The sequence below is a fragment of the Planktothrix sp. PCC 11201 genome (genome assembly GCF_900009135.1).
Classification (GTDB): Bacteria; Cyanobacteriota; Cyanobacteriia; order Cyanobacteriales; family Microcoleaceae; genus Planktothrix.
The window spans coordinates 779347-794958 of sequence record NZ_LT797688.1; the positions used below are offsets into that span (position 1 = coordinate 779347).

Consider the following 15612-nt stretch of genomic DNA (forward strand, 5'->3'; position numbering starts at 1 on the left):
ATTATGTTACATTACCAACAACTCAAGCAGTATTACATTGCTCTGGCTTTAGTGGATCGAAGATACCGAGAGTTGCAAAACTCTCGGTTAGAAGCCTCATGGTATGAAAATCAATTGGCATTAGCATTAGAATTAGCATTAAAACATGGACTCAGTAGACCTGCTTATAGCCAACCTGCTATCTCTTTTATACCACTGAATAGACAAGAATTACTGGATGTCTTTCAAAATTTGCAGGATGGACTCAAGGCTTTGCAAACTTTTCAAGGAAACCTTCAGCGTCAACTTAGTGATATTCAACAGAGGAACGATGCTGATTTACAATCATTAAAAAAAGAGATGAACGGATTAGAGGAAAGCTTTAAAGAAAGCTTAATTCAATTCGATTCTGCCAAACATAAGGTATTTATTATCTTATTAATTATTTTTTTAACTATTGTTGTTATGATCATAGTAAAGACTACTTATCTTAACAATCAACTGAAAAATTTTGACATATTACCGATTGCAATCCTGGTCAGTTTAATGGCAATCTTGGCATTAACAATAGCCAGAATAGCAATGGCTGATGTTAAGAAAAAGTTTAAAATCTATCGGGAGATCGATAAAAAGTTGAAAAACTTCCATCGCTATTTTACCGAAGATGAAGAACGATTACAGAGGCTGAAGTATGATCAAGAAAAACAACTGCGTGATCAGTTAGAAAATCTGCGTCAAGAAGCACGCGATCGCATAGAAATCATCCGAGCATTTATGCTTTCTGCACGCTATGATGCAACTGAAGTTAAGCCCCAAAATTTGCGAGATGAATGGCATAAACAACAGCACGTAATTACTGAAATAGTTAACAAATTACATACCCCCTTATGGCCTTGGCAAGATCAACGCTGGGAGACCAATTATCATTCTCCCGATCAGAATAGTCCATGTAGTCTTTTTCGGTTCGGCGACTTATTTATTGAACGGGAACAGGGAGAAGTCACAGTACCAGCTATTCTGACCTTGCGTGCCCATGAGCAAACTGCTAAACGGCACTCATCAGGTCATATTGCCATATTTAGTAATGACGGAGATTCTCGTCAGGCCGCATTACAAGCGATGGAATCACTGGCAGTACGCACACTTGCCTCAATGCCTGCTTGTACGTGCAAAGCTATTTTTATTGACCCTGTTAATGCCGGAAATACATTTCCATTTCGGAACTTTCCTGATCATATTGTAGGCAAACAAACTTATACTCGCAGTGAAGATATTCGGGAACAATTACGTACTCTAGCCCAGCACGTTGAACAGGTAATTCAAAATTACCTCAGTCGCAACTACGAAATGATCGAAGATTATAATGCTGATGGTACAGCAATTCCAGAAGCATATCGCTATGTATTTGTTGGCGACTTTCCATCTAGTTTTGATCGTTCAGCGATCGAGGATTTAAAAAGCTTAATCCTTAACGGAGCAAGAGCAGGCGTATATTTACTCTTGCACATCGACGACACCCTGGAAAAACCACGGGACTTCCGCTATGAAATATTTGATGATTGGTGTACTGTTTTGCGTCCTGCTTATGGGTTGACTACAGGCGGTAGCTTCCGACGACCAGGCAGTTTTAAAGTGGGTTACGTTTACTTAGGAAGAATAACGCGAATTCTTCACTCAGGAGCATTTGTAGAATTCTTGCCTGGTAGAGAAGGTATGTTACCCACTGCTCAGATGACCGAACGGCGCATTCGTTACCCTGAAGAAGCAGTAAAATTAGGTCAAATATTAGCAGTTAAAGTGAATAGTATTGACTCTCAAGATCGGGCAAGTCTAACCTGTTTAGGTATTCAAAGTAATGAAGCACTATCAGCAGAATGTTTAGCACTACAAACTGAGGATTTTCAGCATGAGGGTATACCACTTTTTACCTTACAACTTCCTGACGGTGAAGCATTTCGTATCCGTTTGGACACAGCACCCAATAGTGATGATTTCAATCGAATTGCTGCTAGGGTCAGCGAAGCAGTTAAAAATGTACCTACTGATTTTGTGCCATTCGATCTCCTTTATCCAGAGCATCTTTGGACAAGTAACAGCAGTAATAACCTGCAAGTACCAATAGGTATGGCAGGCGCACGAGACAAATTGGAATTTTTGCTGGGAATGTACGATGATGGTTCCTATGAACCAGCCCATGCACTTTTAGCTGGAACTACAGGAGCGGGAAAAAGCTTTACTATTCATGCCATTATTTTTAGTTTGGCATTGCATTATTCACCTGATGAATTAGAGCTTTATTTGCTTGATTATAAACAAGGCGTAGAATTTCAAGTTTATGTTACGCCCGATCAACTTGATAATCCTAATGCCCTTAACGATCCAGACCCCACACGAATACTTCCCCAGGCGCAAGTAATTTCTATTGAAAGCGATGTAGAATTTGGACTAAGTGTTTTGAATCGAGCAGTTTCGGAAATTGAAACTAGAGCTAAAGCATTCAAATCCGTCGGTGCAGCAGGATTAAATTCCTATCGAAAAGCTACAGGTAAAGTCTTGCCTCGGATTTTGATTGTAATAGATGAATATCAACAGATGTATTTACAAGCAGATAGTCGTTTGTGCGATCGCCTCAATGATACTCTGGAGACAATTATCAAACAGGGACGTTCTTTTGGCATTCATTTATTACTGAGTTCTCAGTCGCCGCGTGTGACAAACTTTCGCGAGCGGATCTACGAACAAATAGCAGTGCGAATGGCTATGCAGATGAGCCGATCCACCGCATCAATGGTAATGGCAGAAGGGAATGTTGATGTGGTAGAACTTTTAGACCGGGCGGGTAAACTTGCTTATAACGATCGCCTCGGCGAAAAAAATTGTAACCGCATCGGACAAGTCGCTTTTATTAATTCCAACGCTCGCCTTGCCGCAATGGAAGCTATTTTAAAAACAAGTCAGGAGCGGAATTTTCAACGTTCTATTCCTACTGTTGTATTCAACGGGATTCAACCTGCCCAACTCAAACATAATATTGAACTCCAAGCACTAATCCAGTGCGATCAATGGCTATCTTCTCAAGAGTTAAATCAACAGTATTTACAAGAAAAAGATTGGATAACGATTGAAAGTCCTTGTATGACCTGGCTTGGTGAATCAATGAGAATCGGCAGACAAATTAGAGCTATTTTCCGTCGTCGCCCTCGCAACAACTTGCTCCTAATTGGCAACGCTGAGAGTGAAATATTTGGTATATTAGGAGCAATGCTTGTTAGTTTGACTCACACTTGTTCGCCCAAACTTATTACTTTTCAAATCATCGATCTTTCCCTATCCGATGGAGATGTCGCTGAATTGATGCCTAGCTTCCGCAATTGCTTTGGTACACAATTTGATATATCATTAGGTAAGCGTTTTGCTGATCCAGATCGGCAAATTGTCCGGGCTGAAGCAATTTGGCAACAAGTGGTAGAAGATTTTGATCGTCGCCAAGCTATTCGTCAAGCTAATGCCGATGCAATTGATTTTGGTAAGTCTCTTTTCTTTATCTTTGCGGTGGGTAGTCTCAGCCAAATGGATCGCTTTCGCCCTGTTACAGGACGTATAGGTGAAGAGATGTCAACCGATGCCAAAAAACTTTTAGAAGTTGCCAGTAAAGGTTCGGAATTAGGCATTTATATAGTATTATGGCTCACCGATTTTAAGGTCGTTCAGCAATTGTTTGGCGGTAGTCGGGCTGCATTGACTCACTTTGATTTGCGGGTGGCGCTTAAAATGAGCGATCGCGATTCCCAAGACTTTCTCGGTGAGAACGTTGCTAAAAACTTACGTGATTCCCAAGCCTATTTTACCGACGCATCTACTCCCGATTCCCCGGAAAAGTTTCGTCCCTATGCTTTGCTATCTGCATCGATGATTGATACTTATGCTCAAGTATTAAAGCAGCGTCAATGAGTTTGTTTACTCTTTCTATTTCACCAATTTTGGAGGTTGATTATGTCCGTAGATATTCATGTCGATCCTGAAGTTTTAGCGGAATTTGCTCGCGCCCTTGCCAATTTTCAAGATACTCTTGAACAAGAATTGCAATCTCTTAATAGCGAGTGGTCACGCTGTAGCGAAACTTTTATTGGTAGACAAAGAGACGAATTTGCCCAAAATTTCGACTCAACTCGCCAATCGATCGCTCAAGCTGTCGAGGTAGGAAGAAATGCCGCCGAGCAGTTGAATCGCTATCAGGAAGCAGTGCGTCAAGCATTGGGTTAAGGCTTTTTCACTTTTTGAACAATTTCTTGGAGGAATACTTATGAGTAGTAGTGGAATTACTGGTATTAGTGTTGAAGATACTCAAGCACTGCTTCAACAATTACAACGCTTTCAAGAAACGATTGGAGGCGACTGGAGAAGTGTGATAAGTCAATGGCAGAATTTACAAAACTGCTGGCAAGATCGTCAATATGATCGATTTCAACCATTCTTTGAGGAACTTTGCCGCACCTACGCCCAATGCGAGCAACAATGCGAAGAATATACCCAGTTTTTAGAGGAACGCATTCGTGCTGCTGAAGATGCTGCGGCAACACTCAATATGTAAAAAATGGTGCTGTACTTTTTTAGTTTTAATGTTTGAGAAAATTCAATCCAAAATTGTTTGTAGAAATTATGGAATCATCAATAGACAAAAAAATTAATCAAAATAAGGAGCAGCAGTATGTAGAGGGAGCAGGTGAAAAGCGAAAACCAAATCAATCTAACGCTGGTTCTGGAAGTAGCAGTCAACTTGATCGTATAAATGCTGCACTCAATAGACCAGGTATTCCTGAATCAGCCAAAGTTCATTTACGGCAAGAGAAACATCGGCTGACTAATGAAATGGCTGGTACAGGTGGAATGGCTGGTATCAGTATTGAAGATACTCAAGCACTGCTTCAACAATTACAACGCTTTCAGGAAACGATTGGAGGCGACTGGACAAGTGTGATGAGTCAATGGCAAAATTTACAAAACTGCTGGCAAGATCGTCAATACGATCAATTTGAGCCATTCTTTGAGCAACTTTGCCGCACCTACGAACAATGCGAACAGCAATGCGAAGAATATATCCAGTTTTTAGAGGAACGCATTCGGGGTTCTGAAGATGCTGCGGCAACACTTAATATGTAAAAACTTGGCTCTTGCACTAATCACATTTAGCTTTGTTTTGGAGTGAAATGTATACCCACTGTATACATAATTTGGGTATGGTTATCATAAAAAAAGTGATATTTTCAGATGAAATTCAACTCGTTATGGTCTAATCCCTTTCAATTTACACCTCATCATGATGACTGGTCAATTCTGGATCAATTAGGTGGTAAATATCACGGTGGTGTCTATTTAATTCGTGATAGTCAAGATCGGAAAAATTTATATGTTGGCAAAGCAGAAAACACCTCTAAAGACATTCGCGATCGTTTAAACGCTCATCTGTCTCGCAAGGGTAATAAGAATATTGCTAAACGAGTCATAAACCAGGAAACATTCACAATCAGGTGGATTGATTCTCAGAATCCGGCATTAACAGAGTCTACCCTACTGATTGCACTGAATACACTAGATGAACTAAGCACAGCAGATAATAAGCGCATTGAATGGCAAGACAAATACTCCAGCGATCAAATATGTGATGAAGCAACGCGACTAGGAATTTATTCTGAAGAAGCTTTCGTTACTAATTTCCTTAGTTGGCTTTCTAACTCCCTCAAAAAAATAGAGAATCAGCAGAGCAATAAACAACCTAGACAAATGCTATCTGTTAATAGCCATAGAAATAGTAGAATAGCTGGTATCAGTATTGAAGACACTGAAGCACTACTCCGACAATTACAACGCTTTCAGGAAATGATCGGATGTGATTGGAGAAGTGTGATCAGTCAATGGCAGAATCTACAAAACTGCTGGCAAGATCGTCAATACGATCGGTTTGAACCATTCTTTGAGGAACTTTGCCGCACCTACGAGCAATGCGAACAACAATGCGAAGAATATACCCAGTTTTTAGAGGAACGCATTCGGGGTTCTGAAGATGCTGCGACAACACTCAATATGTAAAAAAGGGCAATGTTTACAGCCGATTTACCTACCACAAATAAAGCTATAATACTTCATGTATTTGTGGAGATAAAATGGCAGTTACACTCAAACTCTCACAATCAGGCAAAAAAATCATTGAACAGGCTCGAAAAAAGAAAGGCTTTGACGCAGATTCTACGAGTTGGTGTCAGGAATCTTACACTAGGCCTGCAACTTTAAAGCGTTTCCGAGCAGGAATAGCAATCAGCCAAGATGTTTTCATTAAACTCTGTGAAGCCGTTGGTGTAAATTGGGAAGATGTTGTAGATCATTCTAGTCCGACATCTTCTCAACCTGAACAACTTCCAGAATTTTCTCAATATGATCAATCTTGGGTTGGTCGAGAACAACTCCTCACCGAATTAAAACATAAAATAGAAGGTTCTTGTCGAGTTTTAATTATCACAGGAATTACAGGAATTGGCAAAACCGCCCTAGCTGAAAAATTAGTCTTTGATTTACGGGAAGATTGGTTAAAAGATAACTGGACAAAATTTCATTCAGAGAATTTTGATAATCAAAACCAAGCATCAGATTTTGCTAGTGTTGCGGTTCATTGGTTAGAAAAATGGGGACAGATTGTTACCTTAGAAGACCGTAAAAATCCAGAACAACTCCTTCATCGTTTAGTCAATTTTTTGAGCAATCATCGTTATCTGATTGTGATGGATTCCCTAGAATTGATTATGAAGGGAAATGAAGACGAGGGTTGGAGTGATTTTGAAGATGAAGGGTGGGTTAAATTCTTTCACGCCTTATTAGCGAGTTCTATTTGTCAAAGTCGTTTGATTCTCACAACTCAAGAATTACCCGGACAAATGCCTTCTCGCTATAAAAATTTCTGGGATTCTAAACGTTTAAGTGGACTAGAACCACCGGAACAATTAGCATTATTTGAAAAGACGGGATTAGAGATTGATTTATCTTCCGATTATTCTCCCTATTTAGAACGGATTGGTCAGGCTTATGAAGGTCATCCTTTAGCCTTACGAGTGATTTCTGGTGAAATTGGTGACAAACCCTTTTTTGGTAATGTGGTTGCTTACTGGAATACATACGGAAAGGAAATTGAAGAAGTAGAAAAAGCGATCGCCGAAGCTAAAGAACAAGGTATAATTCAAGGTGCGAATGACCAATGGAAATTAGATCGATATACTGGGAATCTCAGAAAAAGAGTCCGTTCTCGACTAGAAATCACCTTTAGTCGTTTAGAAAAAGATGCGTTTAATGCTTATCTTTTACTCTGTTCTGCATCCATCTATCGCTGTGCTGTTACTCCTGATTATTGGTTAAGTTTATTAGAAGATGACTGTGGAGAAGAAGAACAGGAAATTGCTTTAGAAACATTGCGCGATCGCTTTCTTTTTGAAGATAGTTTAGAAAATCAGCAATATGTAATTAGACAGCATAATTTAATCCGCAGTATCGCCCTAGAATATCTGAAAAACATGGATTAACCCTGATGATTCAACTCCCCAATCAAGCTCTATATCAAAACTCTATTGATTTGATTTTAGCACAATTAAATCTTGATTCTGCCTTTTTTAAGACCCTACCCCGTTTTCAACAGATGAATTATAAAGCTACGGTTAAGTTTTTGATGGGCTATAAAACTCATTCAGATGAACAATCTTCACAAAAAGTCAAAAATAGCTTAGAAGCCTTATACCACCTGTGTACAATTCCCGAATGGGTACTAACCGATTCTACTATAATCACTATTTTTGAACTTCCTATTGCTATTAATCCTTCTACGACTAATCTATTACTCCCTTTATCTGAATATCTATTTTTCAAAGGTTCTTATCAAAATTTACTGGGGGTCACTCAAGAGATTATAGATTCATTAAAAACCAGTAGCAAAATTTTGAATGATATTTTACTTTTAAAAGCTATAACGTTAAGTAGTTTAAATCAAAATCCGACACAGGTTTTTCAAATTCTTCAAGAAATTTCTGCTACATCCCATCCTCAATCCTTACAACATATAAAAGCAAATTGTCATTTAGCAATGTATCAAGTTTCCTTGGGAAATTATCAAGATGGAATCAGGAACTTGAAAAAATGGTTAGTGATTGTTGATGAAAATTTGAAGCATCAAAATCTAGCTCAATCAGATTTTCAGCTTGATGATATTAAAACGGGAATGCTTGAGATTTTGGCTCATTATGAAATGAATGCGAGTCATTTTGATCAAGCTTTAGAAATTTATGATCAAGTTATTAACTTAAGGAAAAAACTGGGATTAATTCATCGAATAATTACTCCACAAGTGCATCAAGGCATTATTTTACGGAGAAAAAGACAGTATGACCAAGGGATTAAAGTTTTGCAAAATGCTCAAGAAAAAGCCAAACAAATTAATTATATTCAAGCCGAGGTTTTTATTGCTCATCATCTCGCTTATATCTATCTTAACCAAGGAAATTTGACGGAAGCAAAAAAATTAGCAATAGTAGCTTTTGAAGGCTATAAAAAGACCGAGAATTACCAAGGAATTTCTGATTGTTATGAACAATTAGGTTTGATTAATCTGGCGGAAAATAAGTGTGAACAAGCTATCCAAAATTTTAAAATAGCCCTAGAAATGAGACAAGCTAGTTTGAATAGACATGGAACAGCTAGTTGTTTATTGGATTTAGCTTTAGCTTATTGGCATAAAAAACAAATTATGAAATCTATTTTTTTCTTAATTAAAGGTTTACAATCCTATGCTCAACTGGGAATTTTAAATAGAGTTCGATTCATGCGAATGCTAAAAATAGCTTATAGTTGGACTCTGGGTAAACAAAACTAAAAAATATCAGAAAATAAATATGAAAGTAGGAATTGTTTGTGGCTATGGTAATATTGTAGACGATAACCTGACTGATTATCTTGATTTTGTAATTAGCCATATCAAGGAGGAAAAAATTGATCAATTAATCCTGAGTGGTGGATGTAGTTTTACAAAATCCCCTATTTCTGAAGCTCAATTAATGAAGCAAATAATCACCAATAAAATATCAGATATAGATTTATTTTTAGAAGAAAAATCTTTAACCACTTTACACAATTTATTATATACAAAATTGATTTTAGATAATTTCGCGTATCATCAAATTCAAGTTGTTTATATATATTGTGATCAAGTTCGTTATTTAAAAATGATTTGTTTGGCTAAAATTATTTTTAGAGATTACCCTGTAAAAGTTATTAAATTACCAAGAAAAGAAAACATCCTGATTTATTTAGCACAAATTCCCTCTGTATTGATTCAATGTTTAGGAGCAATCTTTCCTAATATTGAAAAACAAATTCTGGTCAACAAGAAAAAATGGATTCAAAAATACAGATAGGAGTAATAACTCCCAAGTACAGCTTGTGTTAGTGTTGTCAGTATAGAATCTGGGTAAAAGAACACACCAATGAACTGCGGAATGTCATCTATATTATGATAACTTTGATTCTGATCTCAATCGAATTTAGTTATGACTCATTCCACTGATATTGTTAAACTAGCGCAATTAATGGCGGCGGACTTCAGCAACCAAGCCCAAGCATTTGAAAATCCACCGTTTTTTGCCCATATTCGCGTCTGTATGCGTCCCCTACCTGTAACATTATTAGATGGGGTGAGCTTGTATTTAGAACAAGCCTATGATATTAACTTAAAACAACCCTATCGAGTGCGGGTATTAAAATTAGTTCCGGTAGAAAATCATATTGAAATTGAGAATTATGTGATTGAAAATGAACAAGAATTTTATGGTGCATCCCGGGAACCTGAACGACTTCAAGGGTTAACAAAAGAACGATTAAAAAAAATGGCACAATGTTCTTTTATTACCCATTGGACAGGACATAGTTTTAAAGGAGAAGTCGAACCAGGGAAAGGATGTATGGTGGAACGCAAAGGGAAAGTCACCTATCTAGCAAGTGAATTTGAAATCGACGAACACCACTTTATTAGTCACGACCGAGGACACGACCCCGAAACCGATGAACAACTGTGGGGGGCCTTAGCCGGGCCATTTCAATTCGTGCGCTGGACAAGTTTTGCGGAGGAGGTAAAAATTTGACCCCCTTTCCTGATAAATTTACCGGGTATTGGTACATCAAGATTCAACAAGTGTATTTATGAAAGTCCTGGTTATTGGTGGTGATGGCTACTGCGGTTGGGCGACAGCATTGTATTTGTCTAACCGTGGCTATGAAGTCGGTATTCTGGATAGTTTAGTTCGACGTTATTGGGATCAACAACTGTGTATTGATACACTAACTCCGATTGCTCCAATTCAGCAACGAATTCAGCGTTGGAAAGATTTAACTGGAAAATCCATTGACCTATTTATTGGGGATATTAACAACTACGATTTCCTGATTAAAAGTTTACTGAAGTTTGAACCGGAAGCGATTATTCACTTCGGAGAACAGCGTTCTGCACCTTTCTCAATGATTGATAGAGAACACGCTGTCCTGACCCAAACTAACAACGTGATTGGCAACCTAAATTTATTGTATGCCATGCGGGAACATTTCCCTAATTGTCATCTGGTGAAGTTAGGAACGATGGGAGAATATGGAACTCCCAATATTGATATTGAGGAAGGTTATATTACCATTGAACATAACGGCCGTAAGGATACTTTACCCTATCCCAAACAACCTGGCAGTTTCTATCATTTATCCAAAGTTCATGACAGCCATAATATCCATTTTGCCTGTAAAATTTGGGGTCTGCGAGCAACGGATTTAAACCAAGGAGTGGTTTATGGGGTGTTGACGGAAGAAACCGGGATGGATGAGTTGTTAATTAATCGTCTCGACTATGATGGGGTATTTGGAACGGCGTTAAACCGTTTTTGTATTCAAGCGGCTATTGGTCATCCCTTGACCGTATATGGAACTGGGGGACAAACCAGAGCCTTCTTGGATATTCGGGATACGGTACGATGTATCGAATTAGCATTAGAAAATCCGGCGGATTCTGGACAATTCCGGGTGTTTAATCAGTTTACCGAATTGCATAGCGTCGGTGACTTAGCAATGATGGTAAAAAAAGCAGGAATTGCGTTAGGGTTAGATGTGGAAATCGAAAATATTCCTAATCCTCGTGTTGAACTAGAAGAACATTATTTCAACGCTAAGAATACTAATTTATTGGATTTAGGATTACAACCCCATTTTCTATCGGATTCTCTGTTAGATTCTTTGTTGAATTTTGCTGTTAAGTATCAGCATCGAGTTGATAATAGCCAAATTATGCCCAAAGTTTTATGGCGTAATCCTGGTTAATTTATAACCATGTTTACTGTAGAGAGAGGTTAGGTTCTCTACAGTAAGCCTTATTTGTAGTGAGGCGTTCACGCCTCTAAGCCCTGAAGGGCTTACTACTATTTGCGTTAAATTTACGACGAATCACTAACTCCACATTCCTACACTTTTAGTGGGTTGGTTAACAAAAGGTGGTAGATCCGAATTGGAATCAGAAGGAATTGTCGGGGAAGCATATTCAGAAGTTGGGACACCTCCTTTAGCTTCAACATCCGGTTCATCGGAAGAAAATTCTAAACAAATCCGAAATTTTCCGGTTTTCCAAGATTGACCCGGACGCAAGAGTTGACACTCAATTCCTTCCTTAAATAAATTTTCTTCCTCTAACTTGGATTCCATAATTGACAGGAATTCACTGGCTTTAAAAGTACATTGAAACATCAATGCACTTTCACTGGTATTAATCACATCATCATCATCGAGAATAGAGGTAAAATCGCTCATGTTTATGTCCTGAAAATTGTATTTTGTACTAGGGATTAACTGATTTAGAAAAACCAACCGTAGGAATGTAAACCTTTTCCTAATAGATTAACTCCTAAATAGCACACCCAGACCACCACAAAGCCCGTGGCGGCTAAAATAGCAGGTTTTCGACCTTGCCAACCGCGAGTAATTCTGGCGTGTAAATAGGCTGCAAACACTAACCAAGTAATTAACGCCCAAGTTTCTTTGGGATCCCAACTCCAATAGGAACCCCAAGCCTCATTCGCCCAGACCCCCCCGGAAATAATCCCAATGGTTAACAGGGGAAATCCTAATCCAATAATCCGATAACTGATATTGTCAATGGTTTCCACTAAAGTTAATCGCTGTGGGGAAAGCAGGGGAATCGATTCCAGGTTATCGGTTTTGACGAACTCTAACACAGCTGTTGTGCTATTACCATTGGTTGTGAACCCTTTGGGCTGGGACTCCGCCAGGATTTCTGGAGCATAATTGATCCCATTGCTAACGGGTTTATGATGATTTCGGGAAATCCGGGTTCCTAAAGAACTTCCACTTAACTCGATTTCCTGTCCCCGGGTGAGAATTAAAAAGGCGATCGCTAACAGAGATCCCACCATTAACGTTGCATAACTCAACATCATGACGCTAACGTGCATCATTAACCAATTCGACTTCAATGCTGGGACGAGGGGTTCAGCGACCCGCATTTGGGGCGGTAACTTCAGGGTAGCAAAGGCCGCAATTCCCATCGCCACTGGAGAGGTGACCACCCCAACTAAGCGACTCCGACTCATTTGTTCGGCAATTAGATGAATGGTTGTTAAACCCCAAGTCAGGAAAAACAGGGATTCATAAAGATTACTAATCGGGAAGTAACCCGCCTCAATCCATCTTGCCCCTAATAACGTGGCAATGGAGAGATTGGCGATCGCCATGGACGCAGTTCCCAACACCGACAAATAGGGAATATTAGGAAACGCCGCCCCCACCCAATACAACAATAGGGTGATCAACAAAATGGCAAAAGAAATATTATCTAATCCATTCTGGAGTACAACCAGATTCATGAACGATTCTCCTCGTAACGGTATTGATAACCGACTTTTTTTAACTTTATCTTAAATCTCGCCCCTAGAACTCGCCCTATACCCTGATAGGATAGGTTAGGCTAGATTAAGATTTCATATTATTAGGATTGCAGATCAACTGTAAACCTTGTCCTATTCGTATTTTAGCTTGATCAGAAAAACTTATGACCAACTCAGACAGTCAAATCACCCCGACCTATTTACAGGAAGATATACAAGAAATTCTCTATATTGCTATTTCTCGCAAACAAGATAACGAGGAAATGACTCGTCAAGAATTGTTAGACATTGCCAAAGATTTAGGAATTTCTCCCCTGGATTTAGAATTAGCTGAACAGCAATGGAAGTTACAAAAACAAGAAGCCGATGAAAAGTTAGTCTTTAATACCTATCGCCAAAATCGACTGAAACAAAATCTGATTCAATTTGGGATTGTTAACTCTTTCTTGATTTTAATTAACCTCGTTATTTGGCATGGAATCGGATTTGCAGCCTTTGTCTTTTTAACTTGGGGATTATTTTTAACCCTCAGAGCTTGGAAAACCTATCAATTGGAAGGAGAGGATTATGAAGTAGCATTCAAAGCCTGGAAATTGAAAAAAAATGTTGGCAAATCAATTAATGCTTTTACCGATAAGGTCTTAAAAGGATTGCAGTCTTAAACCTCGCTCGGGTTTGTAGGGGTTTGGTCTTGTCACCCAACCCCGAACCAGGTGAATTAAGTATTTCTTACAATTTGAACAGATAGTATAACTTTAGTAAATACAAAAGTGCAAATAAATGTTGCAAATCCGCACATTTTCTAATTTTTTCCGATAGAATGATTAGTATAGAAGCCTGGATAATAGAGTTGAGGTTAGGAATTATGAATATTTTACGTTCTCTTAAAGAAATGATGACCTATTTAACTGAAGCCGCCGGGCGGATGTTTATTGTTAGTGATGATGTCTACCCATCGGTAGGCACACAACCCTTTGAAGGTAATCCCAATAAAGATCCTCGTTGGAAACACTAGAAATAATTGTGATCAAATATTATGATGTGTTTCAAAATCTACTTAAATCTCCCATAACTCCTATGGGGGATTTATTGTTATTGTTCCCCATTCGTAATTCGTAATTCCCTACTATACCTAAAAAATTTGATTCATAAAAAAAGCTAGTGACGCACTACTTAAAGGAACAGTTAGATTATCAATTCCATACTTTGAAAAAGTTTCTAATCCCGTAGATACAACCGCCACAGCTATTGAAATACTCCAAATTATTTGATTATTTCCTTGAGTTGCTAATAAAATAACACCGGAAATAACAAAACTAACAAACAGCATTGTTAAAGAACCTTCCCAGCTTTTACCATTACCAAAAACTTGATATTTATGTTGACCCCATTGTTGACCAATAACCGCCGCCAAACCATCCCCCCAGGTCATCACTAAAATACCTAAAGCCGCATATTGAGGTTGTTTGATTGTCCAAAACCAACCAATTAAAACCCCAATACTAATCGCATAAAAAAACGTCCCTAAACTTTTACGTCCCACACTATTAATACTCGGAAGAATCGGGGTTTGATAGGAAATCAGGGCAATAATTCCTGAAAGCACACTCGCTGCAATTCCCACCCACGCCGGAATATTTAGCCACCAGGCAAATAGAATCACATTTCCTGTACCAATATGAACAATTTTACGCGAAACTTCGGCATTAACAGCAAAAATCCGATTTAGTCCTTCTGCTACCCCTAAAATTAAACCTAACCAACCAGCAACTAAGATAATTTCAAATCCTAAGTTGTGGATTTCAGCTAAACTCGGCATAGAATTAATGGAATATAAATTAACCTAAATCATTAGTATACGCTGATTCTTGCATTTTCAGACATTTCGCAATATCCTTTTCTATAATCCTAACCCTTTCTAATATAGATTAATTTCAATAGATATGATTGTTGAATTCGGCCAAGAAACTTTTAAAACCGGATTTCTGGACTGGTTAGATTGATTTTAAAAAATAATCTTGCATTAACTGACTATAAATTATATATTGATATTAATTTGTCCAACTCCAATTCACGGGTCACTATGTCACACAAAAGAACTTTTTTTGAATCCCTCACCCATTGGTTTAGCGACGAAAATTTCTTAATGATATTAGAAGAAATTCAAGTGGCGATCGCTAAAACCTTATCAATTGCTATGATAATCGTTATTGTCGTTTGCTGTGGTCAACTAATTTTATATTTAGCCCAAAAATTGTTAACGGATTCTACTCTAATATTTAAAAATTCTTTGTTTGAAATTTTTGGATTATTCTTAAATGTTTTGATTGCTATAGAGATTTTAGAAAATATCTCAGCCTATTTAAAAAAACACGTTATTCAAGTTGAGTTAGTGATTGTCACCTCCTTAATTGCGGTAGGAAGAAAAATCATTATTTTTGATCTCGATAAAAAAGGGGGTGAAGATTTGATTGGACTTGCTATTGCAGTTTTAGCCCTGTCAATCAGTTATTTAATTGTTCGAGTGTATCACGGTAAGTAAGGGCTAGAAATTTATTCAACGGTTGAAACATAGATTGATTTGGTCATAAGTCACTCTAAATATTGCTTTTTATGGTCGTTCAGGTTAGACTTAAAACCATTCAAAAACCATTAATTGCATCTTTAGTAA

16 protein-coding genes are annotated in these 15612 nt (G+C 38.1%); 13 read left to right on the forward strand and 3 right to left on the reverse strand.

Annotated elements, in window-relative coordinates; genetic code table 11:
* Positions 1-3: 3 nt before the first annotated feature.
* From PL11201_RS04115 to PL11201_RS04160, 10 genes are all read left to right on the forward strand, one after another.
* On the forward strand, positions 4-3930 hold the full coding sequence (locus PL11201_RS04115) for an FtsK/SpoIIIE domain-containing protein (RefSeq protein WP_079677316.1): 3927 nt from the start codon (positions 4-6) through the stop codon (positions 3928-3930).
* 42 nt (positions 3931-3972) lie between these two features.
* Complete coding sequence (locus PL11201_RS04120) at positions 3973-4242, forward strand: WXG100 family type VII secretion target (RefSeq protein ID WP_079677317.1); 270 nt, start codon at positions 3973-3975, stop codon at positions 4240-4242.
* 40 nt (positions 4243-4282) lie between these two features.
* A complete protein-coding gene (locus PL11201_RS04125) occupies positions 4283-4570 on the forward strand; it encodes a hypothetical protein (protein ID WP_079677318.1) in 288 nt (95 codons plus the stop codon).
* A gap of 68 nt (positions 4571-4638) precedes the next feature.
* Positions 4639-5139: a hypothetical protein gene (locus tag PL11201_RS04130; protein WP_079677319.1), complete on the forward strand. Its 501-nt coding sequence runs from the start codon at positions 4639-4641 to the stop codon at positions 5137-5139.
* A gap of 108 nt (positions 5140-5247) precedes the next feature.
* The gene (locus tag PL11201_RS04135) at positions 5248-6066 is read left to right on the forward strand and encodes a GIY-YIG nuclease family protein (RefSeq protein ID WP_079677320.1); all 819 of its coding nucleotides are present in this window, start codon (positions 5248-5250) and stop codon (positions 6064-6066) included.
* Between the two features lie 74 nt (positions 6067-6140).
* On the forward strand, positions 6141-7544 hold the full coding sequence (locus tag PL11201_RS04140) for an AAA family ATPase (protein ID WP_079677321.1): 1404 nt from the start codon (positions 6141-6143) through the stop codon (positions 7542-7544).
* A 5-nt stretch (positions 7545-7549) separates the two neighbouring features.
* Positions 7550-8884 carry a tetratricopeptide repeat protein gene (locus PL11201_RS04145; RefSeq protein ID WP_079677322.1) on the forward strand — a complete coding sequence of 445 codons (1335 nt, stop codon included), beginning with the start codon at positions 7550-7552 and terminating at the stop codon, positions 8882-8884.
* A gap of 19 nt (positions 8885-8903) precedes the next feature.
* Entirely contained in the window at positions 8904-9425 is a 522-nt protein-coding gene (locus PL11201_RS04150; protein WP_079677323.1) for an ElyC/SanA/YdcF family protein, read from the forward strand.
* A 132-nt stretch (positions 9426-9557) separates the two neighbouring features.
* Entirely contained in the window at positions 9558-10148 is a 591-nt protein-coding gene (locus tag PL11201_RS04155) for a chromophore lyase CpcT/CpeT (RefSeq protein ID WP_079677324.1), read from the forward strand.
* 58 nt (positions 10149-10206) lie between these two features.
* On the forward strand, positions 10207-11364 hold the full coding sequence (locus PL11201_RS04160) for an NAD-dependent epimerase/dehydratase family protein (protein ID WP_079677325.1): 1158 nt from the start codon (positions 10207-10209) through the stop codon (positions 11362-11364).
* Positions 11365-11490: 126 nt separating this feature from the next.
* Here PL11201_RS04160 and PL11201_RS04165 read toward each other — a convergent pair whose 3' ends face one another.
* Positions 11491-11847 (reverse strand): KGK domain-containing protein, encoded by a 357-nt coding sequence (locus PL11201_RS04165; protein ID WP_079677326.1) that lies wholly within the window; start codon positions 11845-11847, stop codon positions 11491-11493.
* Positions 11848-11891: 44 nt separating this feature from the next.
* A complete protein-coding gene (gene ccsB / locus PL11201_RS04170) occupies positions 11892-12920 on the reverse strand; it encodes a c-type cytochrome biogenesis protein CcsB (protein ID WP_079677327.1) in 1029 nt (342 codons plus the stop codon).
* Between the two features lie 185 nt (positions 12921-13105).
* Between ccsB and PL11201_RS04175 the strand changes: the two genes are divergently transcribed.
* Positions 13106-13603 carry a 2TM domain-containing protein gene (locus tag PL11201_RS04175; RefSeq protein WP_079677328.1) on the forward strand — a complete coding sequence of 166 codons (498 nt, stop codon included), beginning with the start codon at positions 13106-13108 and terminating at the stop codon, positions 13601-13603.
* Positions 13604-13806: 203 nt separating this feature from the next.
* Positions 13807-13956, forward strand: coding sequence for a hypothetical protein (locus PL11201_RS26740; RefSeq protein ID WP_162832328.1), 150 nt, complete (start codon positions 13807-13809; stop codon positions 13954-13956).
* A 117-nt stretch (positions 13957-14073) separates the two neighbouring features.
* Here PL11201_RS26740 and PL11201_RS04180 read toward each other — a convergent pair whose 3' ends face one another.
* Positions 14074-14760, reverse strand: coding sequence for a diacylglycerol/polyprenol kinase family protein (locus PL11201_RS04180; protein WP_079677329.1), 687 nt, complete (start codon positions 14758-14760; stop codon positions 14074-14076).
* A 264-nt stretch (positions 14761-15024) separates the two neighbouring features.
* On the opposite strand from PL11201_RS04180, the gene PL11201_RS04185 reads away from it, so the two are divergent.
* A complete protein-coding gene (locus PL11201_RS04185; protein ID WP_079677404.1) occupies positions 15025-15483 on the forward strand; it encodes a phosphate-starvation-inducible PsiE family protein in 459 nt (152 codons plus the stop codon).
* The last annotated feature ends 129 nt before the right edge of the window (positions 15484-15612 follow it).

Bases quoted from the DNA above. Each gene is read 5' to 3' on its own strand.
- PL11201_RS04130 (WP_079677319.1), top strand. From the start codon at position 4,639: ATGGAATCATCAATAGACAAAAAAATTAATCAAAATAAGGAGCAGCAG.
- PL11201_RS04140 (WP_079677321.1), top strand. From the start codon at position 6,141: ATGGCAGTTACACTCAAACTCTCACAATCAGGCAAAAAAATCATTGAA.
- PL11201_RS04115 (WP_079677316.1), top strand. From the start codon at position 4: ATGTTACATTACCAACAACTCAAGCAGTATTACATTGCTCTGGCTTTA.
- PL11201_RS04175 (WP_079677328.1), top strand. From the start codon at position 13,106: ATGACCAACTCAGACAGTCAAATCACCCCGACCTATTTACAGGAAGAT.
- PL11201_RS26740 (WP_162832328.1), top strand. From the start codon at position 13,807: ATGAATATTTTACGTTCTCTTAAAGAAATGATGACCTATTTAACTGAA.
- PL11201_RS04135 (WP_079677320.1), top strand. From the start codon at position 5,248: ATGAAATTCAACTCGTTATGGTCTAATCCCTTTCAATTTACACCTCAT.
- PL11201_RS04150 (WP_079677323.1), top strand. From the start codon at position 8,904: ATGAAAGTAGGAATTGTTTGTGGCTATGGTAATATTGTAGACGATAAC.
- PL11201_RS04185 (WP_079677404.1), top strand. From the start codon at position 15,025: ATGTCACACAAAAGAACTTTTTTTGAATCCCTCACCCATTGGTTTAGC.
- PL11201_RS04145 (WP_079677322.1), top strand. From the start codon at position 7,550: ATGATTCAACTCCCCAATCAAGCTCTATATCAAAACTCTATTGATTTG.
- PL11201_RS04165 (WP_079677326.1), bottom strand. From the start codon at position 11,847: ATGAGCGATTTTACCTCTATTCTCGATGATGATGATGTGATTAATACC.
- PL11201_RS04120 (WP_079677317.1), top strand. From the start codon at position 3,973: ATGTCCGTAGATATTCATGTCGATCCTGAAGTTTTAGCGGAATTTGCT.
- PL11201_RS04180 (WP_079677329.1), bottom strand. From the start codon at position 14,760: ATGCCGAGTTTAGCTGAAATCCACAACTTAGGATTTGAAATTATCTTA.
- ccsB (WP_079677327.1), bottom strand. From the start codon at position 12,920: ATGAATCTGGTTGTACTCCAGAATGGATTAGATAATATTTCTTTTGCC.
- PL11201_RS04125 (WP_079677318.1), top strand. From the start codon at position 4,283: ATGAGTAGTAGTGGAATTACTGGTATTAGTGTTGAAGATACTCAAGCA.
- PL11201_RS04160 (WP_079677325.1), top strand. From the start codon at position 10,207: ATGAAAGTCCTGGTTATTGGTGGTGATGGCTACTGCGGTTGGGCGACA.
- PL11201_RS04155 (WP_079677324.1), top strand. From the start codon at position 9,558: ATGACTCATTCCACTGATATTGTTAAACTAGCGCAATTAATGGCGGCG.